Origin of the sequence: Paraburkholderia tropica (assembly GCF_900109265.1) — a bacterium.
GTDB lineage: Bacteria > Pseudomonadota > Gammaproteobacteria > Burkholderiales > Burkholderiaceae > Paraburkholderia > Paraburkholderia tropica.
The window spans coordinates 40,152-62,604 of sequence record NZ_FNZM01000020.1 but is presented as its reverse complement, the minus strand read 5'-3'; the positions used below and the strand labels follow the sequence as shown (position 1 = coordinate 62,604).

Annotated in this window: 18 protein-coding genes; 12 read left to right on the top strand and 6 right to left on the bottom strand. The window is 66.6% G+C overall.

The genetic code is table 11. The features are described 5' to 3' along the window. Positions 1-59 precede the first annotated feature (59 nt). From BMY06_RS29430 to BMY06_RS39025, 4 genes are all read right to left on the bottom strand, one after another. Positions 60-1,313, bottom strand: a complete 1,254-nt coding sequence (locus BMY06_RS29430) for an SGNH/GDSL hydrolase family protein (protein WP_065059298.1) — start codon at positions 1,311-1,313, stop codon at positions 60-62. A gap of 118 nt (positions 1,314-1,431) precedes the next feature. Further along, positions 1,432-2,358, bottom strand: coding sequence for a sterol desaturase family protein (locus tag BMY06_RS29425; protein ID WP_065059297.1), 927 nt, complete (start codon positions 2,356-2,358; stop codon positions 1,432-1,434). Between the two features lie 486 nt (positions 2,359-2,844). Next, positions 2,845-4,671, bottom strand: a complete 1,827-nt coding sequence (gene dacB / locus BMY06_RS29420) for a D-alanyl-D-alanine carboxypeptidase/D-alanyl-D-alanine endopeptidase (RefSeq protein WP_080180650.1) — start codon at positions 4,669-4,671, stop codon at positions 2,845-2,847. Positions 4,672-4,772: 101 nt separating this feature from the next. Further along, a complete protein-coding gene (locus BMY06_RS39025) occupies positions 4,773-5,075 on the bottom strand; it encodes a hypothetical protein (RefSeq protein ID WP_124263254.1) in 303 nt (100 codons plus the stop codon). 88 nt (positions 5,076-5,163) lie between these two features. On the opposite strand from BMY06_RS39025, the gene BMY06_RS29415 reads away from it, so the two are divergent. The 6 genes from BMY06_RS29415 (at position 5,164) to BMY06_RS29390 (ending at position 11,247) form a co-directional block, all read left to right on the top strand. Then, complete coding sequence (locus tag BMY06_RS29415) at positions 5,164-5,826, top strand: response regulator (protein WP_065059295.1); 663 nt, start codon at positions 5,164-5,166, stop codon at positions 5,824-5,826. A 16-nt stretch (positions 5,827-5,842) separates the two neighbouring features. Further along, positions 5,843-7,144, top strand: coding sequence for an ATP-binding protein (locus BMY06_RS29410; protein ID WP_065059294.1), 1,302 nt, complete (start codon positions 5,843-5,845; stop codon positions 7,142-7,144). A gap of 268 nt (positions 7,145-7,412) precedes the next feature. Further along, the gene (locus BMY06_RS29405) at positions 7,413-8,924 is read left to right on the top strand and encodes a DegQ family serine endoprotease (RefSeq protein ID WP_065059293.1); all 1,512 of its coding nucleotides are present in this window, start codon (positions 7,413-7,415) and stop codon (positions 8,922-8,924) included. Between the two features lie 253 nt (positions 8,925-9,177). Next, positions 9,178-9,720, top strand: a complete 543-nt coding sequence (locus BMY06_RS29400; RefSeq protein ID WP_065059292.1) for a peptidase associated/transthyretin-like domain-containing protein — start codon at positions 9,178-9,180, stop codon at positions 9,718-9,720. A 360-nt stretch (positions 9,721-10,080) separates the two neighbouring features. After that, positions 10,081-10,446, top strand: a complete 366-nt coding sequence (locus BMY06_RS29395) for a DUF427 domain-containing protein (RefSeq protein ID WP_065059291.1) — start codon at positions 10,081-10,083, stop codon at positions 10,444-10,446. Positions 10,447-10,521: 75 nt separating this feature from the next. Further along, positions 10,522-11,247, top strand: coding sequence for an SRPBCC family protein (locus BMY06_RS29390; RefSeq protein WP_065059290.1), 726 nt, complete (start codon positions 10,522-10,524; stop codon positions 11,245-11,247). 79 nt (positions 11,248-11,326) lie between these two features. Here BMY06_RS29390 and BMY06_RS29385 read toward each other — a convergent pair whose 3' ends face one another. Next, entirely contained in the window at positions 11,327-12,355 is a 1,029-nt protein-coding gene (locus BMY06_RS29385; protein ID WP_080180651.1) for a helix-turn-helix domain-containing protein, read from the bottom strand. Positions 12,356-12,603: 248 nt separating this feature from the next. Here BMY06_RS29385 and BMY06_RS29380 point away from each other — a divergent pair, with 248 nt between their 5' ends. Continuing rightward, complete coding sequence (locus BMY06_RS29380) at positions 12,604-13,239, top strand: cysteine hydrolase family protein (protein WP_065059289.1); 636 nt, start codon at positions 12,604-12,606, stop codon at positions 13,237-13,239. A 92-nt stretch (positions 13,240-13,331) separates the two neighbouring features. Here BMY06_RS29380 and BMY06_RS29375 read toward each other — a convergent pair whose 3' ends face one another. Then, complete coding sequence (locus tag BMY06_RS29375; protein ID WP_065059288.1) at positions 13,332-13,979, bottom strand: TetR family transcriptional regulator; 648 nt, start codon at positions 13,977-13,979, stop codon at positions 13,332-13,334. Between the two features lie 505 nt (positions 13,980-14,484). Between BMY06_RS29375 and BMY06_RS29370 the strand changes: the two genes are divergently transcribed. From BMY06_RS29370 to BMY06_RS29350, 5 genes are all read left to right on the top strand, one after another. Then, positions 14,485-15,741 carry an efflux RND transporter periplasmic adaptor subunit gene (locus BMY06_RS29370; protein ID WP_074986745.1) on the top strand — a complete coding sequence of 419 codons (1,257 nt, stop codon included), beginning with the start codon at positions 14,485-14,487 and terminating at the stop codon, positions 15,739-15,741. Positions 15,742-15,756: 15 nt separating this feature from the next. Next, complete coding sequence (locus BMY06_RS29365) at positions 15,757-19,026, top strand: efflux RND transporter permease subunit (RefSeq protein WP_074986744.1); 3,270 nt, start codon at positions 15,757-15,759, stop codon at positions 19,024-19,026. Position 19,027: 1 nt separating this feature from the next. Further along, positions 19,028-20,599, top strand: a complete 1,572-nt coding sequence (locus BMY06_RS29360; RefSeq protein WP_065059285.1) for an efflux transporter outer membrane subunit — start codon at positions 19,028-19,030, stop codon at positions 20,597-20,599. A 263-nt stretch (positions 20,600-20,862) separates the two neighbouring features. After that, positions 20,863-21,297 (top strand): DUF2628 domain-containing protein, encoded by a 435-nt coding sequence (locus BMY06_RS29355; RefSeq protein WP_065059284.1) that lies wholly within the window; start codon positions 20,863-20,865, stop codon positions 21,295-21,297. Between the two features lie 97 nt (positions 21,298-21,394). Next, complete coding sequence (locus BMY06_RS29350; RefSeq protein ID WP_208490357.1) at positions 21,395-22,375, top strand: alpha/beta hydrolase family protein; 981 nt, start codon at positions 21,395-21,397, stop codon at positions 22,373-22,375. Positions 22,376-22,453: the final 78 nt, after the last annotated feature.

The window sequence follows — 22,453 nt, the reverse complement described above, 5'->3', positions numbered from 1 at the left end:
CCCTTACGCAACGCAGCGCAACACAGCGCAGCGCAGCGCAACAGCGCTGGGCCGCAAGCTTACTTCCCGAGCCCCGAAGCCGCGATCGTCTGCTCGACGTACTGCGCGAACAGCGCGTGCGTGTGCGTGCTCGGGTGGACCGTGTCGGCGAACACGTAGGTCTGGTCCGCGTTCGCCACCGTGTAGCTCTGCGGCGAGCAGAACAGCGACGACTGGAACTGCGCGCCGTATTCCGCGGCCGTCATGCCGTTTTGCAGCACTTGCGGATACTTCTGCGCGTAGGCGGTGGCGTTCTGCGCCATCAGCGTCAGGTTACAGGCCGTGCCGGTGTTGGTGACCGTGAAGCCGTTCGCCTGGGCGTTCGGCAGCACGACGGTGTCGAGCCACGTGAACGCATCGGCGAGAATCACCGCCTTCGAGCTGATGGCCGAGGCGAGCGCCGTTTCGACGATGCCGTTGTAGGCCGCCGTGATGCCGGTCAGCAGCGCGGCCGCGCCGGCCGACTGCGCATTCGCCGCTACGCCGAGCGGCGTCTGGCCGATATCGGGCACGGTCATGAAGACGACGTGCTTGCCGCCCGCCTGCAGAATGGTCTGCACCTGCGTGGCCATTGCCACGGCCGCCTGGTAGACCTGCGCGTTGTTCTGCTTCAGGTAGCCGGCGATGAACTGCACCTGGCCCGCCTGCGTGTTCGGCAGCGTGCCGGCCGCCACGAGCGCCGGGAAATCGGTTTGCAGCGCCGCGCCGAGCGCCTGCAGGTTCGCCGTCGTCGCGTACTGGAAGATGTCGTTCGCGCCGCCGTTGATCAGCACGAGCTGGCCGTCGTTGAAGCTCTTGTAGGCGCTCAGGTAATTGCTGACCTGGGTCTCGACCGGCACGGTGGTCGCCGCCGCGTTGTTCGGCGCCCAGCCTTCGCCTTCGGGGAAGGCCGCGCTGACGTCCGAGCCGCCCTGCGCGTAGCCCATGCCGCCCGTGGCGGTGAGCGCGAGGCCGAAGCCGCCTTCGTAGGCCGGCGTGATGGTGCCGCCGTAGTATTCCGCGATCTTCTGCACCCAGATCTCGCCAGGGTTCGTCGTGAACTTGCCGCCGCCGAAGCCCGGCAGGATTTGCGGCGAGTAGGTGCCGACGTCGGAGAGGCTGTCGCCGAACGACACGACCTGCAGTTTCACGCCGCCCGCCGGCGTTGTGCTGGCGCTGCTGTTGTTGTCGCCACTGCCGCCGCCGCACGCGGCGAGGAGGGCGAAAGCGGCGCTCGCGAGAGCGATCTGGGAGGCGCGCAGCAGCGTACGGTGTCTCGTTCCTTGGTGCTTCATATTCACTTCATCTCCTCGGTGTGTGGCTTGATGGCCACTGCTTCAATGCAAACTGCCGGTGCGGATCTGGCTTGTGTACTTCGTTCCCCGTTCTCTGGCCGACAGCCTACGCAATCTCCTAAGGTTCGCGCGACCCGCACTCACCCCTGGTGTTGTTTTCCGTCACGGCCGCCTGCGAGGCCTGCGGCGCAAGCGCGAGGTCGTGGCGCGCGCACCAATCGGGCGGCGCGAACAGCGCAGCAAGCCGCGTGCGCCAGTCCGGCATGCGCGCGCAGTCGCGCGCCATCGCGATCCATTCGTGAAAGCTCGCCTTCAGCGGGTTGTAGGTATCGAGCGGCTTGACGATGCCGTACACGGGCGGTTCGAGCGCATCTTCTTCGACGTAGCTGCCGAACAGACGGTCCCAGATCGCCAGCACGCCGGCGTAATTGCGGTCGATGTAACGTTCGTTGCGCGCGTGATGGACGCGGTGCATCGACGGCGTGTTGAACACGTATTCGAGCCAGCCGAGCTTGCCGATCGCCTGCGTATGCACGAAGAACTGAAACGCGAGATTGACGAGCACGATGCCGACGATCTGCATCGGCGTGAAGCCGATCACGGCGAGCGGAATCCAGAACAGCCACATGCCCGCGACGGGATACATCAGGCTCTGACGGAAGGCGGTGGAAAGATTGAGGCGTCCCGACGAATGATGGACGACGTGCGCGGCCCACAGCCAGCGCACGCGATGGCTCGCGCGGTGAAACACGTAGTAGAGCAGGTCCTGGGCGACGAACAGCGCGAGCCAGGCGCGCCAGCCGGGCTGCCAGTCTGTCAGACGCCCGTGGCGCCAGACCCAGGCGTAAACGGGAATCGCGACGAGCCACGCGAGCTTGTCTGCGCCCTGGTGCATGAGCGCGAGCGCGGCGTTGCAGAGCGTGTCGGGCCAGCTGTAGAGGGCCGTGTCGGGGCGCGTGCGGGCGAGATGCCAGGCTTCCCAGCCGATGCAGGCGAGAAATACGGGCGCGAGCGCGAGCAGCAGCCATTGCGCGTCGAACTGCACGAACGTCGTCCTCCTCGTCCCGTGTGCGGCGCTGGCGCCGCGTTGTTGTGTGTCTCGTCTCCAGAGCGCCGTCGCGTGCCCTTCCCGGTGCAAGAGGGCGTGCGCGCGGCTGCCGGTGCGCGATGCATACGCTGACGCGCTACCGGACTTTGCCCGTCAGAGTACACGTCCGCGACGCGCGACGCTCGGGGCTTTGCTAGAGGAAATCTTCGAGGCGGCCCGCCGGGCGAGCCTTGCGCGGCGTGCGATGCGGGGAGGTGGCGCGCCGGATCGGCATGCGCGGGGGGCGCTTGGGGCGAGGGTGAAACGCGGCAAAAGCGGCCGGGCGGCGCGCGTTCGCGGAGGCGGATGCGAGCGCACAGAAGCCGTGCCCATAAACGCGCCAGAAACGAGCCAGAAACGCGCCAGAAACGCGCGAGCCCAGGCGCTCAGCACAGCGGACGAAACGTCATGACGACGTGCCGTCCGCGTGTGCGAGTGTCACGCTCAATGCGCGGCGTGATGCTTCTTCGTGGCCTTGCCGGACGCCTTGGCCGACGTCTTCGCAGGCGCCTTCGCCGAGGCTTTGGGCGACGCCTTTTCCGATGCTTTTTCCGGCGCCTTTTCCGCCGGCTTGCGGCCGACCGATTCGCTGATCCGCTCGACTCTCACGCCGTGGCCCGCGCGCGACGCCTTCGACGCCTTGCGCGGATGCGGATCGACATACACCGGATGCTCCTCGGGCATGCCCTTGTAGACCCATTCGAGCAGCGCATCGTGAGCGGCGCGCGCGCCTTCCGCGCGCGGATCGTTGATCAGGCTCACGACGATCCAGCTCGAACCGTTCTCGGCGGCCACGTAGCCCGCGATCGCGCGCACGTCGCGCAGCGTGCCGGTCTTGATGTGCGCGTTGCCGCCCACGCCCGCGTTGGTCAGGCGGTTGCGCATCGTGCCGTCCACGCCCGCGACCGGCAGCGAGTCGATAAAGACCTGCGCGACCGGGCTCGCGTTGGCCGTCTGCAGCAGGTTCGCGAGCGAGAGCGCGCTGATGTGCTCTTCGCGCGACAGGCCGCAGCCGTTGTCGAGCACGAGTTCGGGCATCGCAAGGCCGTTGCGGTGCAGGAAGTTCGTCACCGCCGACGCGGCCTTCGCCGTGGTTGAAGGCGGCTTGCCCTCGACCGCGCCGAGCGTGAGGAACAGATTGCGCGCCATCACGTTGTTGCTGAACTTGTTGATGTCGTGCACGACGTCGCCGAGCGGCGGGCTCTGGTGCACGGCCACGAGGCGCGCGCGCGGCGGCACGACGCCTTCGTGCGTCGCGCCCGAGAAGCTGCCGCCCGCCTGTTGCCAGAGCGCGAGGAAGCCGTCGGCGAAGAACGTCGAGTGATCGACGGGCGCGGCCATGTTGAGCGTGCGCGCGCCGCAGCGCATCGCGTAGTTGCCGTCGAAGCTGGCGGTGACGACGCCGTTCGCGCCGGGCGTGACCTGCGGGCTCGGCAGCATGCCGCGGCACGCGCCGGGGCGCTCCTGAATCTGGTTGTCGATCTGCCATTGCGCGACCGGCGGCACCACGTCGATCGAGACGCCTTCGCGCGACGGCGAGAACGTGAACGACACCGACTTGAACGCGTACATCAGCGGATCGGGGCCGACGTTATAGGGCGCGCTGTCGTCGCCGTCGAACGAGGGCAGGTCGCGCGTGGACGGATCGAACTCGCTCTTGTCGAGCACGAGCGCGCCTTCGATGCGCGTGATGCCCGACGCGCGGATCTTCTGCACGAGGTCGATCAGTTCTTCGGGCACGAGTTTCGGATCGCCGGTGCCCTTGATGTAGAGATTGCCGTGCAGCGTGCCGCTCGCATCGACTTCGCCGTCGGTGTAGGCCGAGGTCTTCCAGCGGTAGTCGGCGCCGAGCATCGCGAGGCCGCTCCAGGTGGTGACGAGCTTCATCGTCGAGGCGGGCATCATCGGCTGGCCGGCGTTGACGGCCACGCTCGGCGAGCGGTCGCCGACTTTTTCGATCACCACGCTCATCGACGAAAGCGGCACGTGCGCGCGTTCGAGCCCCGTCATGACCGAAGGCGGCAGCACGGTGCTGACGTTGACGGTCGGCGTGCGGCCCTCGGTCGGTTGCGCGTAGGCGGCGGGCGCGGCGCAGAACGCGGCGCTCAGCGCGGCGCAGACGAGCGTGAGAGAGAGCGTGCGGCCGGCGGTGCGGGCGCGCGCGCGTGCAGGCGTGCCTGCGGAGGCGAGGCTGGCGGCTTGACGCGACGGCAGGCGCCAGAAGCGGCGAAGGGAGCGAAGAGGGCGCGGGGACGACGAAACGGGCGGCATGAAATGCGTTGGCGAGTGCGGGCAGTGGCGGGCAGTGCAGGGCCGCGCGCGCGGCGAGCGCCTTCGAGGGCGGCTTCGCCGGTTTGCGCGCGGACGCGGATTCAGGGGCGCGAAGCGGTGGCGATGCGCGCGGCCGTCGCGCGGGCTTCGCGCTCGGGCGCAAAGCCGGCTGAACGGCGCATCAGCATCGCGGCGCCGCGCGCCGCAAAAGCGCCCATTGTAAAGACCTCGTGCGGTGCGCGCGCATCATCGGCGACAAAAGTGATGAAAGCAGGGGCGAAAGGCGCAATAAAAACGCGATACGGACGCATGTCATCGAGAAGTAATGACGAAGCAGGCGAGATGCAAGCAGATCGCGCGTACGAATCTTTGAGCGCACAGGGCGAACCATTCGCACGCCACATCGGCGTGGTGCTGTCGGCGCCGCGCTAGAATGCACCATCGTTATCCTGCAACGCGGCGCCACGCGCGCCGCTTCGTTATTTCACTACGATGCGCATACTGCTAGTCGAAGATGACCGCATGATCGCCGAAGGCGTGCGCAAGGCGCTGCGCGGCGAGGGCTTTGCGGTCGATTGGGTCGAGGACGGCGAAGCCGCGCTCTCGGCCGCGAGTGGCGAAAGCTACGACCTGATGCTGCTCGATCTCGGGCTGCCCAAGCGCGATGGCCTCGACGTGCTGCGCACGCTGCGTGCGCGCGGCACGGCGCTGCCGGTGCTGATCCTCACGGCGCGCGACGCCATCGCCGACCGCGTGAAAGGGCTCGACGCCGGCGCCGACGATTACCTCATCAAGCCCTTCGATCTCGACGAACTCGGCGCGCGCATGCGTGCGCTGATCCGCCGCCAGTCGGGCCGCAGCGAATCCACCATCCGTCACGGCTCGATCACGCTCGATCCGGCCTCGCACCAGGTCACGCAGGACGGCACGCCCGTGGCGCTGTCGGCGCGCGAATTCGCGCTCCTCGAAGCGCTGCTCGCGCGGCCCGGCGCGGTGCTCTCGAAAAGCCAGCTCGAAGAGAAGATGTACGGCTGGGGCGAGGAAATCGGCAGCAACACGGTCGAGGTCTACATCCACGCGCTGCGCAAGAAGCTCGGCGCCGATCTCATCCGCAACGTGCGCGGCCTCGGCTACATGATCGCGAAAGACGCGTGAGGACGAACGCGCACCAATGAGTTCGATTCGACGACAACTGCTGTTCTGGCTGCTCGCGATCGTGGTCGCGGGCGTGAGCCTCGCGGGCTGGCTGATCTACCGCCAGGCGCTCGCGGAAGCCAACGAACTGTTCGATTACCAGCTTCAGGAAATCGCTTCGGCGCTGCCGTCCGAGCCCTTCAACGAGATTCTGTCATCGCGCGATACCGGCACCGAAGGCATCGTCCTGCAGATCTGGAATCGCAACGGCGTGCTGATGTACTACTCGCATCCGCGCGCGCCGCTCGCGCCGCGCGCGGAGCTCGGCTTCTCGACTGAAAAGACCGATCGCGGCGACTGGCGCGTGTACGGCGCGATCGTCGGCGACAACGTCGTGCAGCTCGCGCAGCCGGTGTCGGTGCGCAACCGGCTCGCGGCGAACGTCGCGCTACGCACGCTCTGGCCGCTGATCGTGCTGCTGCCGTTTCTCGGTCTCGCCGTGTGGATGGTGGTGGGGCGCGGCCTCAAGCCGCTGTCGCGCGTCGCGCGCGCGCTCGACACGCGGCATCCCGAGGCGCTCGATCCGCTGCCCGAGGAGCGTCTGCCGCGCGAAGTGATGCCGCTCGTGCATGCGCTCAACGCGCTGCTCGAACGGCTCGCGCACGCGCTCGACACGCAGAAGGCCTTCGTCGCCGATGCCGCGCACGAACTGCGCACGCCGCTCGCGGCGGTGCAGATTCAGGCGCAACTGGTTGCGCGCGCAAAGGACGACGACGCGCGCCGCGAAGCGCTCGGCGATCTGCAGGCGGGCGTCACGCGCGCGACGCGTCTCGCGGAGCAACTGCTCGCGCTCGCGCGCTCGGAACCGGACGGCCATGCGCGCGCGCGCAGCGTCGACCTGCACGCCTTGCTCGACGACTGCGTGCTCAACTACGCGCCGCTCGCGCAGCAGCGCGGCGTGGATCTCGGCATCGAGGAAAGCGCCGATGCGCACGTGGACGGCGACGCCGACGCGCTGCGCGTGATGTTCAACAATCTGCTCGACAACGCCACGAAATACACGCCCGCGGGCGGCCGCGTCGACGTGAGCCTGCTGCTCGACGACGGCCATCCGCTCGTGCGGATCGCGGATAGCGGGCCGGGCATTCCCGTCGACGAACGCGCGCGCGTGTTCGACCGTTTCTATCGCGTGGGCGCGGGCGCGAACCGCGCGCGCACCGATGTCGCGGGCACCGGACTCGGGCTGGCGATCGTCCGGCGGATCGCCGATCAGCACGGCGCGACCATCTCGCTCGGCGACTCGCCGGCGGGCGGTTTGCAGGTCGATCTGCGCTTCTGATCGGGCGCGCGGGCCGCATGCCGCGCGTCGGCCCGCTTTCCTCCGATCGATGCGCGCGCAAGGATTGCGCGGGGGCGTTTGAATCATTGCGCATCGACGTGCCGGCGAAGCTTTAATCGAGCTTTCAATTCGCCCCTTATTCGCCTCGCGCGCCCGCAAAGCCCCTCCGGACGGGGCTTTGCGCATGAGTTCCCAAATTAAGACTCCTTTAAGCGACGCCGCTTAATCTTCGTTACGTCGTGACAGCATCCCGCGCAAGGAGTCCGCTATGAATACCAAAGTCTTTACCCGTAGTGCCGTGGCGATCGCCGTGGCCGTGGCGTTGTCGGCCGGTTACGTTGCCGGTCGCCGCGACGTGCCGCCGCCGCAGGTCATCACGCCGGCACAGGCCGCGATGATGCCCGCCGAGGCCGCGGCCAAGACCGGCATTCCCGACTTCTCGGGCCTTGTCGAAACCTACGGTCCGGCGGTCGTGAACATCAGCGCGAAGCACGTCGTCAAGCAGACGGCGATGCGCGGCGGCGCCGGTGGCGGCGCGCAGCAACTGCCGATCGATCCGAGCGATCCGTTCTATCAGTTCTTCAAGCACTTCTACGGCGGCATGCCCGGCATGGGCGGCGACGGCAGCGGCGGCGGCGCGCAGCCCGACACGCCGAGCACGAGCCTCGGTTCGGGCTTCATCATCAGCCAGGACGGCTACATCCTGACCAACGCGCACGTCGTGGACGGCGCGAACGTGGTGACGGTCAAGCTCACCGACAAGCGCGAATTCAAGGCGAAGGTCGTGGGCGCGGACAAGCAGTCCGACGTGGCCGTGCTCAAGATCGACGCCAAGGATCTGCCGACCGTGAAGATCGGCGATCCGCGCCAGAGCAAGGTCGGCCAGTGGGTGGTGGCGATCGGCTCGCCGTACGGCTTCGACAACACCGTGACCTCGGGCATCATCAGCGCGAAGTCGCGCTCGCTGCCGGACGAGAACTACACGCCGTTCATCCAGACCGACGTGCCGGTGAACCCCGGCAATTCGGGCGGCCCGCTGTTCAATCTGCAGGGCGAAGTCATCGGCATCAACTCGATGATCTATTCGCAGACGGGCGGCTTCCAGGGCCTGTCGTTCGCGATCCCGATCACCGAAGCGATGAAGGTCAAGGACGACCTCGTCAAGACCGGCCATGTGAGCCGCGGACGCCTCGGCGTCGCGGTGCAGTCGATGAACCAGACGCTCGCCAATTCGTTCGGCATGGACAAGCCGCACGGCGCGCTCGTCAGCTCGGTGGACGCGAACGGCCCGGCCGCCAAGGCGGGCCTGAAGCCGGGCGACGTGATCGTGGCGGTGAACGGCGAGCAGATCGGCGATTCGTCGGACCTGCCGTCGCTGATCGCGGGCATGAAGCCGGGCACCAAGGCCGACGTCCAGATCTGGCGCGACAAGACCACCAAGGATCTGAACGCGACCATCGGCACGCTCTCCGACGCCAAGGTGGCGTCGAACGATACGCCGCAGTCGCAGATGCAGGGGCGCCTGGGCGTGGCCGTGCGTCCGCTGACGCCGGAAGAGAAGAGCAACGATTCGGTCGATCACGGCCTGCTCGTCGAGCAGGCGGGCGGCGCGGCGGAAAACGCGGGCATCCAGCCCGGCGACGTGATCCTTGCCGTGAACGGCCGTCCGGTCGGCAGCGCCGAACAGCTCAAGCAGATGATCGCGCAGGCGGGCAACAGCATCGCGCTGCTGATCCAGCGCGACGACGCGCAGATCTTCGTGCCGGTCGATCTCGGCTAGGCGCGGCAACCGTCGTTACGATTCGCTCCAGCGGTCCGACGCGCTTTACGCTTCGTCTACCGGGATTGCCGGACCGCTTTTTCACTGCCGCCGGGGCTTGTGCCCGGCGGCAGTTTTCTTTTGTGCGCGCGTTTTGTGCGCTTTTTGTGCACAGACATGCGTCATGTCATCGGCCGATCTCCTATACCTGTTCTCATGGGCACGCGCTTTGCGCTATCCGCCATACCGGAGAAACTTCCAAGGAGTCGTCACGATGAAGATGTTCCGAAACGCACGCCCCGTCCTGTCGGCCGCCGCGCTCGCGGCCACCCTGGCACTCGGCTACGCGGGCAATGCGGCAGCGCAGCAAGCCATGCCGCCAGGCGGCAACGCGGGCTCGTCAGACATGAACGGCACGCAGGGCAACGCCACGGTCGGCGGCTCGTCGTCCGACGATTCGAGCGCCGGCAACACCAACGGCGGCGGCATGCCGCAAGTGCAGCAGCAAGGCGACGTCTCGTATGTCTCGGGCGGCGTCGGTCAAGACGAGTCGAAGGCGCTGCAGGCGGCGCAACGCTCGTGGCCGCTGTCGCTGCGCTTCACGGGCCGTAACGCCGAGTTCCTCGCCGACGTGCGCGTGCAGCTCACGAACGCCCACGGCGCGAGCGTGCTCGACACCACGTCGCGCGGGCCGTACATGCTGGTGCGGGTGCGCCCGGGCCGCTACACGGTGCACGCGAGCCATAACGGCGTCGAGAAGACCAGCACGGTGACTGTCGGCTCGAACGGCAGCGCGCGCGCCGCGTTCGTCTGGTAACGCGCGGGGAAGTCCGCCGGCTCTTGCAGCGTGTTGCAAGACGGCCCGCGCGGGAAGGCGCGGGCCGTTTTGCGTTCGAGTTTTGCGTTCGTTTCGGGTGCATCGTGCCCGACCGCGCGCAGGAAGTGCGAGGCGGTGTTGCGCCGACGCCAGGCCAGTGTGCGCCAGCCGACGCAGCGCGCCGGCCGCCCTGCGCGGGAAGTCGCGCAAGTGCGGCAAGTTTCGCCGATAATGAAGTGACGGGCCCGCCGCGCCGCGAGCCCCCAGGGAGCCTGAAGCCATCCACAACGACCGGCACGCGTTGCCGGAAGAGGCTGCGCGCCGCACCGGCTGCGCCGCCCATCGATCAGGGAGCGGACCATGACGGTCGAACCGGATGCCGGCCATCGCATCGAGATCGTCGTAAATCGTCATCGCGTGCGCGTGATACACGGCGGGATCACGATCGCCGACACGCTGGCCGCGCTCACGCTCTCCGAACCCGGCGCTATCGATACCTGGTATTTCCCGCGCGCCGACGTGAACATGGCGCGCCTCGAACGTTCCGTGCGCACGAGCGCGTGCCCGCACAAGGGCGAGGCGGTCTACTACCACTTGCGCACCGAAGACGGACGCATCGACGACGCCGCCTGGAGTTACGAAGCGCCGCACGACACCGTGCGCGAAATTGGGGGCTATCTGGCCTTCGACGCCGAACGCGTCGACCGCATCGACCAGACCTCCTGATCCGCGCGCGAATACCGCCTACGACACACACGATTACGACCTACGACCTTCTCGAAACGCGACCGGGGAGCCGCCATGGAACTGAACGACGCACTGAGGATTCCGCTCGAGCCGCTTGCCGTCTGGCAGGCGCTGCAGGACGCCGCGCTGGTGCGCGCGAGCCTTGAGCATTGCGAAATGTTCCGGCGACTGGGCGCGGGCGAGTATGCGCTCACGCTGACGGTGCCGCTCGGGCCGCTGCGCGCGCGCTATGAAGTGCGCGCGCATATCGCCAGCGACGTGGCGACCGTGCCGCTCACGCCGCGCCGCGTGCTGAGTTTTCGGGCGCGCGCCGAGGGCATCGGTTCGATGCGCGGCCAGATCGACGTGGCGCTGCGCGAGGAGGAGGTGGCCGCGGGCAAGCCGCCGAGCACACGTATCGATTATTCGGTGTGGGCGACGCTGACCGGTCCGCTCGGCGAATTGCCGCCGCGCCAGATGGAGCACGCGCTGCACGATCTGGCCGACGAATTTTTCACGGAATTCTGCGCGGTGGTCGCCGCCAAGCACGGCCGGGCGCCCAATCGCGCGCGCGGCAAGGAACCGCGCCGTCAGCACGTATTCCTGCGGCCGATCAATCTCGCGGCGGTCGCGCGGCGCGCGCATCTGCTGCCGCATGCGGGCGGCACACTCTCGGGCCGTGCGGCAAGCACGCTCCATCACGAACCCGCGCCGCACGCCATGCCGAGCTGGGCGTGGGCGGCGATGATCTTCTTCGTCGCGCTGCTGCTCTACGCGGCGCGCTTCTTTACGGGCGGTTGACGCCCGCAGTCGTCGCGGCGTTCCGGCGCCGGCATGCTCACGCCGCGCGCCGGCGCGCCATCCGCTTCCCGTCCTTCGTTCACTGACCCCGGAACTCGCGCCGCCATGCCGACGGCGAGGTGCTGAACGCCTGCACGAAATGCTGTCGCAGCGACGCCGCCGAACCGAAGCCCGCGCGCTGGGCGACGGCGTCGATCGGCTGATCGGTGCTTTCGAGCAACTGCTGCGCACGCGCGAGACGCTCGCCGAGCAGCCACGCGCCCACGGTCGCGCCCGTCGTCAGGCGGAACTGGCGGGTGAAGGTGCGGCGGCTCATCAGCGCGCGTTCGGCCAGCGTGTCGAGCGTGTGGGGCGTGTCCAGATTCGCGCGGACCCAGTCGAGCAGACCCGACAGCCGGTCGCCGCGCCCGCGCGCCGCGACGGGCTGCTGCACGTATTGCGCCTGATTGCCTTGCCGATGCGGCGGGACCACGAGGCGGCGCGCGACGTAGTTGGCCGCGTCGGTGCCCGCGAGGCGGCGCAGCAGATGCAGGCAGCAGTCGAGTCCCGCCGCCGTGCCCGCCGAAGTGAGGATGTCGCCGTCGTCGACGTAAAGGACGTGCGGATCGAAGCGCACGCGCGGGAAGCGGCGTGCGAAGGCGTCGGCGGCGGCCCAGTGCGTGGTGGCCGGACGGCCGTCGAGCAGACCCGCTTGCGCGAGCACGAAAGCGCCGAGGCACAGGCCGACCAGCACCGCGCCGCGCGCGCGGGCGTCGCGCAAGGCGGCGCAGAGCGCCTCGGGCGGCGCTTCCTCGGTATCGCGCCAACTCGGCACGATGACGACGTCGGCGTCGGCGAGCGCGTCGAGGCCGTGCGTCGCGCCGAGCGTGAAGCCCGCCGTGGTCGCGAGCGGGCCGCTTTCCGCTGCGCACACGCGCAGTTCGAACGGCGGCACGCCGCCTTCGGCGCGGTCCTCGCCGAACACGATGCAGGGCACCGACAGATGGAATGGGATGATGCGGTCGAAGGCGACCACGGCGATGCGGCGCGCTGACGTGGACGTCGTCGGGCGAATGGAGGGCGCGGGCGCGGAATCGGACGGCTCGGGCAGAACGGCGGCGGTGGACATCGCTAACTCGCTTTTGGGGACGTTCGGGGAGATCGGCGCGACTTGAACATGCCGCCGATGTTTGGCCCGATTCTAGCGAAACTTGTCATTCGGGCCACTGTGCGCGCTCGCGCCGCCACGCAACAATGCGCCATCGTCGTTGTGCCGCCAGGCCCGGCGATGTTGATCCCAAGCATTCCAAACCATCGCGAATTCTTTCGAACCTTCGCGAACCTTCGCTCACACTGCTCGAATCAGGAGGCCTCACCATGTCCGCACAACCGCGCCGCGCGCTCGTCGTCATCGACGTGCAGAACGAATATGTGAGCGGCGATCTGCCGATCGAATATCCGGACGTCCACACCTCGCTCGCCAACATCGGCCGCGCCATCGACGCCGCGCGTACCGCGGGCGTGCCGGTCGTCGTCGTGCAGAACTTCGCGCCTGCGGAGTCGCCGCTGTTCGCGCGCGGCAGCGCGGGCGCCGAACTGCACGACGTGGTGGCGTCGCGCGAGCGCGATCACTACGTCGAGAAGTCGCTGCCGAGCGCCTTCGCGGGCACCGATCTGGGCGCGTGGCTGGCCGCGCGCGGGATCGACACGCTCACGATCGTCGGCTACATGACGCACAACTGCGACGCCTCGACGGCCTTCGACGCCACGCACGCGGGGCTCGCGGTCGAGTTTCTGGAGGATGCGACGGGGGCGGTGCCGTATGAGAATTCGGCGGGTGCGGCGAGCGCCGCGGAGATCCATCGCGTGTTCAGCGTGGTGATGCAGTCGCGCTTCGCCGCGGTCGCGAGCACCGACGCCTGGCTGGCGGCGCTGGCCGAGGGCGCGCCGTTGCCGCGCGACAACATCTACCTGTCGAATCAGCGTGCGCGCAAGGCGCGCGTGGCGGCGTAAGCGATCAGCGGCGAGTCAGCGCCGAGACGAAGAGGGCGGCGACCGCCGCTCTCGCCAGGACAACGATATCGAACGAAAACGCCCGCGCGCGATTACGCGGGTGCGGCCGTCACGCGCAGCGCCGGACTGAAGCGCAGCGCGTCGAACACCGCTTCGACGAGCCGTTCGGCATTGCTCGCCACGTCGAACGCGTCGGGCAGGATCGCCATGTCGCGCAGCGCGCCCGTGATGAACGAATGCAGCACGCGCGCGGCGCGCGGCGCGTCGAGGTCGGCGGGCAGCTGGCCCTTCGACATCGCGTTGCGCAAGCCTTCCTCGATGCGCATCAGCCCCTCGCGCATATTGCCCTGATGGCGCGCCATCACCGGGCCCATTTCCTCGACGAATTCGCACTTCAGAAACAGGATCTCGAACACGCGGCGGCGGCGCGCGTCGCTGGCCGTATCGCACAGACAGAGCGTGCACAGATCCTTGATGCGCCCGAGCGGGTCGGGCTCGCCCGGATCGACCGAGGCGGCCTTGAGTTCGTCGAGCGGCAGGATCACACGGTCGAACATCGCCGTGAACAGATCGCCCTTGTTCTCGAAATGCCAGTAGATCGCGCCGCGCGTCACGCCGGCGGCCTGCGCAATGTCGGCGAGCGATGTGCGCGAAACGCCTTTTTCAAAAAAGACGTGTTCGGCGGCGTCGAGAATGCGGTTGCGCGTCTCCAGCGCTTCCTCTTTCGTGCGTCGGGCCATGATCGTTGGAATACCGGCGTAAGGGCTGTGGTAAGGAGTTAATAAGGGCGCTTTACGCGAACAAAAGCCCTGAAAACCGAAGGACTATTCGGCAAGAGATGCAAAGGGGCGCAATCGGCAACGTATTGATTTGTAATATAGATGTCATGCGCAAAACGCTCTTGACGAACCGTTCATGAGGAATGATTCGTTCTTTTACATTCGTTCGCGAATGTATCTATAATAGCACCCCACCACCTGGGTACCTCAAGTGGTGATGTCCGGTAATATCCGTCACTGGCCCTTTGGTGGTCGTAGAAACCCCCATGCGCGGCGCCCGACGCGGCGGCGCGCTGAAGAACCGTCCGGACGGATGTAGCTGACCGGTATCGCGCTTTTTTCCTGAAGTACCGGGTCATCCGTCAGGTATTGCCAGATGCTGGCGTGCGATGTTGTCCTCCTGCTTGCTCCCGCTCGCGAGGACGCCGCACGCTTTTAATCGTCAGTTATAGACAGAGGTCGCTCCATGCGCGTCGAACGGGTTCCATTCCGCCTAATCAGCTTCGCGACGGCTGCAATCGTGCTTGCAGCGTGCGGGCAAAAGCAGTCGGCGCCGCCGCCGCAAACTCCCGAAGTGGGTATCGTCACCCTCCAGCCCACCGCCGTGCCGGTCGTGTCCGAACTGCCGGGCCGCACCAATGCCTTCCTCGTCGCGCAAGTGCGCGCACGGGTCGACGGCATCGTGCTGCGCCGCGAGTTCACCGAAGGCAGCGTCGTGAAGGCAGGCCAGCGCCTGTACAAGATCGATCCGGCGCCGTACATCGCCACGCTCAATAACGCCAAGGCCACGCTCGCCAAGGCGCAGGCGAACCTCGTCACGCAGAACGCGCTCGTCACGCGCTACAAGGTGCTGGTGCAGGCCAACGCGGTGAGCAAGCAGGATTACGACAACGCCGTGTCCGCGCAGGGCCAGGCCGCCGCCGATGTCGCGGCGGGCAAGGCCGCGGTCGACACCGCGCAGATCAACCTCGGCTATACGGACGTCGTCTCGCCCATCACGGGCAAGGTCGGCATCTCGCAGGTCACGCCGGGCGCCTACGTGCAGGCGAGCGCCGCCACGCTGCTGTCCACCGTGCAGCAGATGGACCCGATGTACGTCGATCTCACGCAGTCGAGCCTCGACGGTCTGAAACTGCGCCGCGAAATCCAGGAAGGCCGTCTGAAGACCAACGGTCCGGACGCCGCCAAGGTTTCGCTCGTGCTCGAAGACGGCCGCACCTACGCGCAACAGGGCAAGCTCCAGTTCACCGACGTCACGGTCGACCAGACCACCGGCTCGGTGACGATCCGCGCGCTGTTCTCGAATCCGGATCACGTGCTGCTGCCGGGCATGTTCGTGCGCGCGCGCATCGACGAAGGCACCAACGAACGCGCCTTCCTCGTGCCGCAAATCGGTGTGCTGCACGACCAGAAGGGTCAGGCGACGGTGCTCGTCGTCAACAAGGACAACAAGGTCGAACTGCGTCCGATCGTGACGTCGGGCTCGCAAGGCCAGGACTGGATCGTCGAAAGCGGCATCAATGCGGGCGACCGCGTGATCGTGCAAGGCACCGAGAAGGTCAAGCCGGGCGCCGAGGTCAAACCGGTCGACGCGCATCTGCCGCCGCCGCCGCCGCCGGGCGCGCCGTCGGCCGACGAAGCGACGGCTTCGGGCAACGCCAGCGCCAGCGCCGCATCGGGCGCGTCCGCTGCCTCCGCCCCCGCTGCTTCCGCTGCGCAATAACAGGGAGCCTGCTTCATGGCAAAGTTCTTTATCGACCGCCCGATTTTTGCCTGGGTGGTCGCCATCATCCTGATGCTGGCGGGTGTGGCGTCGGTGTTCACGCTGCCGGTCGCGCAGTATCCGACCATCGCGCCGCCGTCCATCCAGATCAGCGCGACCTACCCGGGCGCGTCGGCCAAGACGGTGGAAGACACGGTCACCCAGGTGATCGAGCAGCAGATGAGCGGTCTCGACCACCTGCTGTATCTGTCGTCCACGTCCGATGACTCGGGCACGGCCACCATTACGCTGACTTTCGCGGCGGGCACCAACCCGGACATCGCGCAGGTGCAGGTGCAGAACAAGCTGCAGCTCGCCACGCCGATTCTGCCGCAGGTGGTGCAGCAGCTCGGCATCAAGGTCACGAAATCGAGCAGCAGCTTCCTGCTGGTGATGGCGTTCGTCTCCGAAGACGGCAGCATGACCAAGTACGACCTCGCGAACTACGTGGCGTCGAACGTGGAAGACCCGATCAGCCGTATCGACGGCGTGGGTACGGTCACGCTGTTCGGCTCGCAGTACGCGATGCGCGTCTGGCTCGATCCGAACAAGCTCACCAACTTCCAGCTCACGCCTTCGGACGTGACGGCGGCGATCACGGCGCAGAACGTGCAGATCGCGGGCGGTCAGCTGGGCGGCACGCCGTCGGTGGCGGGTCAGTCGTTCCAGGCGACCATCACCGAATCGACGCTGCTGCACACGCCTGAAGAGTTCGGCAACATCCTGCTGAAGGTGAACCAGGACGGCTCGCAGGTGCGTCTGAAGGACGTGGCGCGTATCGGTCTGGGCGGCGAAAACTACAACTTCGACACGAAGTACAACGGTGCGCCGACCGCCGGTCTGGGTATTCAGCTCGCCACGGGCGCGAATGCGCTGCAAACCGCGAAGCTGGTGCGCCAGAAGATCGACGACCTCTCGAAGTACTTCCCGCACGGTCTCGTCGTGAAGTACCCGTACGACACGACGCCGTTCGTGCGCCTGTCGATCGAGGAAGTCATCAAGACGCTGCTGGAAGGCATCGTGCTGGTGTTCCTCGTGATGTACCTGTTCCTGCAGAACCTGCGCGCGACGTTGATTCCGACGATCGCGGTGCCGGTGGTGCTGCTGGGTACGTTCGCGATCATGGCGGCGGTGGGCTTCTCGATCAACACGCTGTCGATGTTCGGCCTCGTGCTCGCAATCGGTCTGCTGGTGGACGATGCGATCGTGGTGGTGGAAAACGTCGAACGGGTGATGGTGGAAGAGGGCTTGGGGCCGAAGGAAGCCACCCGCAAGGCGATGGGCCAGATCACCGGCGCACTCGTGGGCGTGGCGCTCGTGCTCTCCGCGGTGTTCGTGCCGGTGGCGTTCTCGGGCGGTTCGGTGGGCGCGATCTACCGTCAGTTCTCGCTGACGATCGTGGCCGCGATGGTGCTGTCCGTGCTGGTGGCGTTGATTCTGACGCCCGCACTGTGCGCGACCATCCTCAAGCCCATCCCGAAGGGCCATCACGAAGAGAAGAAGGGCTTCTTCGGCTGGTTCAACCGCACGTTCGAAAAGAGCCGCGACAAGTATCACAGCGGCGTCTATCACGTGATCAAGCGCTCGGGCCGCTGGCTCATCATCTATCTCGCGGTGATCGTCGCGGTTGGCCTGCTGTTCGTGCGCCTGCCGAAGTCGTTCCTGCCCGATGAAGACCAGGGCACGATGTTCGTGATCGTGCAGACGCCTTCGGGCTCGACGCAGGAAACCACGGCGCGCACGCTGGCCAACATCCAGAACTATCTGCTCAACGACGAGAAGTCGATCGTCGAGTCGACGTTCACGGTGAACGGCTTCAGCTTCGCCGGTCGCGGCCAGAACTCGGGTCTCGTGTTCGTGCGCATGAAGGACTACAAGGAACGTCAGCACGCGGACCAGAAGGTCCAGGCGCTGGTGGGCCGCGTGTTCGCGCACTATGCGGGCTACAAGGACGCGATGGTGATTCCGGTGAATCCGCCGTCGATTCCTGAACTCGGCACGGCCTCGGGCTTCGACTTCGAACTCCAGGATCGCGGCGGCGTGGGCCACGAAAAGCTGATGGAAGCGCGCAACATGCTGCTCGGCATGGCTGCGAAGGATCCGTCGCTCGCCCTCGTGCGTCCGAACGGCCTGAACGACACGCCGCAGTACAAGATCAACATCGATCGCGAGAAGGCTGAAGCGCTCGGTGTGACGGCGGCGTCGGTCGACCAGACGTTCTCGATCGGCTGGGCGTCGTCGTACGTGAACAACTTCCTCGACGTCGACGGCCGGATCAAGAAGGTCTACGTGATGTCGGACGCGCCGTTCCGCATGACGCCGAACGATCTGAACAGCTGGTACGTGCGCAACAGCGCGGGCGGGATGGTGCCGTTCAATTCGTTCGCCAGCGGCGAGTGGACCTACGGTTCGCCGAAGCTCGAGCGTTACAACGGTATCTCGGCGGTGGAAATCCAGGGTCAGGCGAGCGCGGGCAAGTCGACGGGCCAGGCCATGACGGCCATGGAGCAGATCGCGTTGAAGCTGCCCGCGGGCATCGGCTACGAATGGACCGGTCTGTCGTTCCAGGAACGTCAGTCGGGTTCGCAGGCGCCTATCCTGTACGGCATCTCGATCCTCGTCGTGTTCCTGTGTCTTGCGGCGCTGTACGAAAGCTGGTCGATTCCGTTCGCGGTCATCATGGTGGTGCCGCTCGGCGTGCTCGGCGCGCTGCTGGCGGTCACGCTGCGCGGTCTGGAAAACGACGTGTTCTTCCAGGTGGGTCTGTTGACCACCGTGGGTCTGTCGGCGAAAAACGCGATTCTGATCGTGGAATTCGCCCGCGACCTGCAGGCCGACGGCAAGATGGGACCGATCGAGGCGGCGCTCGAAGCCTCCCGACTGCGTCTGCGCCCGATCCTGATGACGTCGATGGCGTTCATTCTCGGCGTGCTGCCGCTCGCGATCAGTAACGGCGCGGGTTCGGCATCGCAGCACGCGATCGGCACGGGCGTGATCGGCGGTATGGTCACGGCCACGTTCCTCGCGATCTTCATGATCCCGATGTTCTTCGTCGTGATCCGCGCGAAGTTCGCAGGCGAGAAGGAAGACGCCGACGTCGCGCTCCAGCACTACGAAGAGCACCACGCGCACGACCATGACGACGATAACGCCGGTGGCGCGGGCGGCAACGGCGGCAACGGCGGCAACGGCGGCAACGGCGGCAGCGGTGGTGACAACGGCGGCCCGGGTAAGGAAGGACATTGAGATGCATAAACTATCCGTAATTGCAGGGGCCGCTGCGCTACTGGCAGGTTGCACGATGGCGCCGTGGTACCACCGGCCGGATGCGCCGGTGTCGCAGACCTTCCCGCAGGGCGGCGTCTACGCGACGCAGCCCGGCACCGAAGCCGGCCAGGCCGGCGAAGGCGGCGAGGGCACCACCGCGAAGAGCAGCCGCAGCGCCAACGGCGCGGCGGCCACCGACATCGGCTGGCGCGACTTCTTCGTCGATCCGCGTCTGCAGCAACTGGTCGAAATCGCGCTGAAGAACAACCGCGACCTGCGTGTCTCGGTGCTCAACGTGGAAGCGTCGCGTGCGCAGTATCAGATCACGCGCGCCGAGCTGTTCCCCGCCATCAACGGCGTGGGCACGGACACGCGCACGCGCCTGCCGCAGGACCTGGCGACGAGCTATCCGACCAATCCGTACAGCGTCTACAACGTGGGCCTGCAGGCGTCCTGGGAAATCGACTTCTGGGGCCGCATTCGCAGCCTGAAGGATCAGGCGCTCGCGCAGTATCTGTCGACGGCGTATGCGCGCAAGGCGGCGGAAATCACGCTGGTGTCGGAAGTCGCGGACCAGTACCTGACGATGCTTTCCGACGACGACCTGCTGAAGGTCACGCAGGAAACGCTGAAGACGGCGCAGGACTCGTACAACATCACGAAGGCGCAGTTCGACAACGGCACCGGCACCGAACTCGATCTGCGTCAGGCGCAGACCGTGGTCGAAACGGCGCAGGCCAACCTGCAGGCGCAACTGCGCGCCCGCGCGCAGGCCGAGAATGCGCTCGTGCTGCTGATCGGCGAGCCGCTGCCGGCGGAGATGCCGCAAGGCCTGCCGCTCGACGGCCAGGATCTGCTCGCAGACATCCCCGCCGGACTGACGTCGGACATGCTCACGCGCCGTCCGGACATCATGGAAGCGGAGCAGACGCTGCTCGCCGCGAACGCCAACATCGGCGCGGCGCGCGCGGCCTTCTTCCCGAAGATCTCGCTGACGGCGGCGTTCGGCACCGAAAGCCTGTCGCTCGGCGGTCTGTTCAAGGCGGGCACGGCGGCATGGAGTTTCGTGCCGCAGGTCACGCTGCCGATCTTCGAGGGCGGTTCGAATATCGCGAATCTGCAACTGGCCAACGTGCAAAAGCGGATCGAGATCGCGAACTACGAGAAGGCGATCCAGTCGGCGTTCCGCGAAGTGGCGGACGGACTGGCGGCGCGCGGCACCTACGATCAGCAGATCGCGGCGCTCGAGCGCAACACCTTCGCGAACCAGCGTTCGCTGTCGCTGTCGGAACTGCGCTACAAGAACGGCGTGGACAGCTATCTGCCGGTCCTGACCGCGCAGACGAGCCTGTACACGTCGCAGCAGACGCTGATCAGCGCACGCCTCGCACGCATGACGAATCTCGTCGATCTGTATCGCGCGCTCGGCGGCGGCTGGATCCAGCACGCGGGCGAAACGCCGCGCGCGCCGGATGCGCCGGCCGATTACGGCTCGGCCAGCGCGCCGGCGGCGGCTTCGGCTCCGGCGGCGTCGGCTGTGTCGGCGGGTTGAGCGATATTTCAGCGACGCTTCAGTGCGTCCTGAAGTGAAAACGCCACGGGTGACCGTGGCGTTTTTTTTTGCGCGATGCGTCTTAAAAGCGGGGCGAAGCAGCGCACCGCCGCCAGGAGATTTCTCAATCAACCTAAGGACAATTTAGTAATTATCCTATTTTTATTACGATTTGCTGTCACTAGCATGGACCGACCAGAAGTAAGGCAAAGAATCGCAAGGCAAAGGCCGGCAACGAATTTTTTCAGCTAGTGAGGCAACTGATGCAAACCGAACCGACTTCCTCGACCTACCACGGCCTGCCCAAACGCTGGGTCGATCGCTTCGAATTCTTTGATGCGCATGGCGCGCCGGGTTCGCCCGCCTACAAGGCCGCATTCAAGCAGATTCCCTTTCTCCAGCGCATCAAGATCGGCGGTAACTTCTTCGCGTTCTTCTTCGGGCCGATCTACTTCCTCGTCTGCGGCCTGTGGCGTACCGCGATCGCGACCTTGGGGCTCACCTGCGCCGCCTGTGTCATCGCCGCCGTGCTCATGATGTTCGTGCCCGGCGACCGTGCCGCCGACATGATCGCGCGCATGGCCGGACTGGCCGTGGCGTTGATCTGCGCGCAGGTCGCGAACTACGCCGTTTACCGCAAGGAAGTGAAGCGCGAAGCCGAGCGCTGGAACTTCTTCAAGCTGATCCGCTGGATCTGATCGCCGGCGTTGTTCGCCCGGTTTCCCGTGAATTTTCCGATGCCGCCGCGCGTTGTTCGATGACGGCGGCGGCGCTTCTCGCTTACGCATCATGACCATGAATCTTCGACGTTTCGCCGGCGTCGCGGCGGCGCTCGTGCTCGCCGCGTGTCAGGCGAAAGACCCCTATGAAGTGAGCAGCAGTCTCGAAAGCGCGCGCTCGCAGTTCCAGACGCATATCGTCGACCACTCGTTCCAGCCCGACGGGACGCCCGCCAGGCCACCGGCCGGCGTGCTGGATCTGATCCGCTATCCGGCCAGGGACGGCAAGCTCGCAGCCTACGTCACGCCGGATCCGCACGACGGCAAGCGTCATCCGGCCGTGATCTGGGTTGTGGGCGGCTATGGCGGCATCGGCGGCCCGACGGATCAGCTTTTCTGGACGCCCCAGCCGCGCGCGAACGACCAGAGCGGCGCAGCCTTTCGCAAGGCCGGCATCGTGACGATGATGCCGAGCTTCCGTGGCGAGAACGACAATCCCGGCGCGTACGAGATGTTCTACGGCGAGATCGACGATATCGAATCGGCGCGCGCGTGGCTGGCCGCGCAGCCTTATGTCGACCCCCAGCGCATCTATCTCGTCGGCCACAGCGCCGGTGGCACGCGCGCGCTGCTCGCGAGCGAACTGAACGATCGCTTCCGCGCGGTTTTTTCGCTGGGTGGCGTGCCGGATCTGAAGTTGCGCATCGACGCGGGCGAGATGCAGGTGGCGGTGCCGTTCGATCAGACGCGTCCCGACGAATTCCGCCTGCGCTCGCCGATGACGTTCGTCACGTCGATCAAATCGCCCACGTTCTATTTCGAAGGCGAGTCGAACTACTGGCACGAGTTCGATGCCGTGCAGACGGTGGCGCAAAACCACAAGATTCCGCTGCACGTATTCAAGGTCGCCGAGGGCGATCACTTCTCGATCGTCGCGCCGGTTTCCGATGCGATCGCCCGCAAGATTCTGGACGATCGCGGCGATACGTCGAATATCGCCTTCGACCAGGCGGATCTCGCGCGCATCACGGCGGGCATCAGCCGGGAAGATCAGTAGTGCTGTCGTAGTGCCGACGGTCGTCGTGAGCGCGTTCGCTCACGACGCCACGAAAAAAACGCCACGGTTTCCCGTGGC

Excerpts from the sequence above, each read along its gene's own strand:
- BMY06_RS29430 (WP_065059298.1), bottom strand. The coding sequence starts at position 1,313 with ATGAAGCACCAAGGAACGAGACACCGTACGCTGCTGCGCGCCTCCCAG.
- BMY06_RS29395 (WP_065059291.1), top strand. The coding sequence starts at position 10,081 with ATGACGGTCGAACCGGATGCCGGCCATCGCATCGAGATCGTCGTAAAT.
- BMY06_RS29350 (WP_208490357.1), top strand. The coding sequence starts at position 21,395 with ATGAATCTTCGACGTTTCGCCGGCGTCGCGGCGGCGCTCGTGCTCGCC.
- BMY06_RS29410 (WP_065059294.1), top strand. The coding sequence starts at position 5,843 with ATGAGTTCGATTCGACGACAACTGCTGTTCTGGCTGCTCGCGATCGTG.
- BMY06_RS29365 (WP_074986744.1), top strand. The coding sequence starts at position 15,757 with ATGGCAAAGTTCTTTATCGACCGCCCGATTTTTGCCTGGGTGGTCGCC.
- BMY06_RS29370 (WP_074986745.1), top strand. The coding sequence starts at position 14,485 with ATGCGCGTCGAACGGGTTCCATTCCGCCTAATCAGCTTCGCGACGGCT.
- BMY06_RS29355 (WP_065059284.1), top strand. The coding sequence starts at position 20,863 with ATGCAAACCGAACCGACTTCCTCGACCTACCACGGCCTGCCCAAACGC.
- BMY06_RS29400 (WP_065059292.1), top strand. The coding sequence starts at position 9,178 with ATGAAGATGTTCCGAAACGCACGCCCCGTCCTGTCGGCCGCCGCGCTC.
- BMY06_RS29415 (WP_065059295.1), top strand. The coding sequence starts at position 5,164 with ATGCGCATACTGCTAGTCGAAGATGACCGCATGATCGCCGAAGGCGTG.
- BMY06_RS29380 (WP_065059289.1), top strand. The coding sequence starts at position 12,604 with ATGTCCGCACAACCGCGCCGCGCGCTCGTCGTCATCGACGTGCAGAAC.
- BMY06_RS29405 (WP_065059293.1), top strand. The coding sequence starts at position 7,413 with ATGAATACCAAAGTCTTTACCCGTAGTGCCGTGGCGATCGCCGTGGCC.
- BMY06_RS39025 (WP_124263254.1), bottom strand. The coding sequence starts at position 5,075 with ATGTGGCGTGCGAATGGTTCGCCCTGTGCGCTCAAAGATTCGTACGCG.
- BMY06_RS29385 (WP_080180651.1), bottom strand. The coding sequence starts at position 12,355 with ATGTCCACCGCCGCCGTTCTGCCCGAGCCGTCCGATTCCGCGCCCGCG.
- BMY06_RS29375 (WP_065059288.1), bottom strand. The coding sequence starts at position 13,979 with ATGGCCCGACGCACGAAAGAGGAAGCGCTGGAGACGCGCAACCGCATT.
- BMY06_RS29360 (WP_065059285.1), top strand. The coding sequence starts at position 19,028 with ATGCATAAACTATCCGTAATTGCAGGGGCCGCTGCGCTACTGGCAGGT.
- BMY06_RS29390 (WP_065059290.1), top strand. The coding sequence starts at position 10,522 with ATGGAACTGAACGACGCACTGAGGATTCCGCTCGAGCCGCTTGCCGTC.
- dacB (WP_080180650.1), bottom strand. The coding sequence starts at position 4,671 with ATGCCGCCCGTTTCGTCGTCCCCGCGCCCTCTTCGCTCCCTTCGCCGC.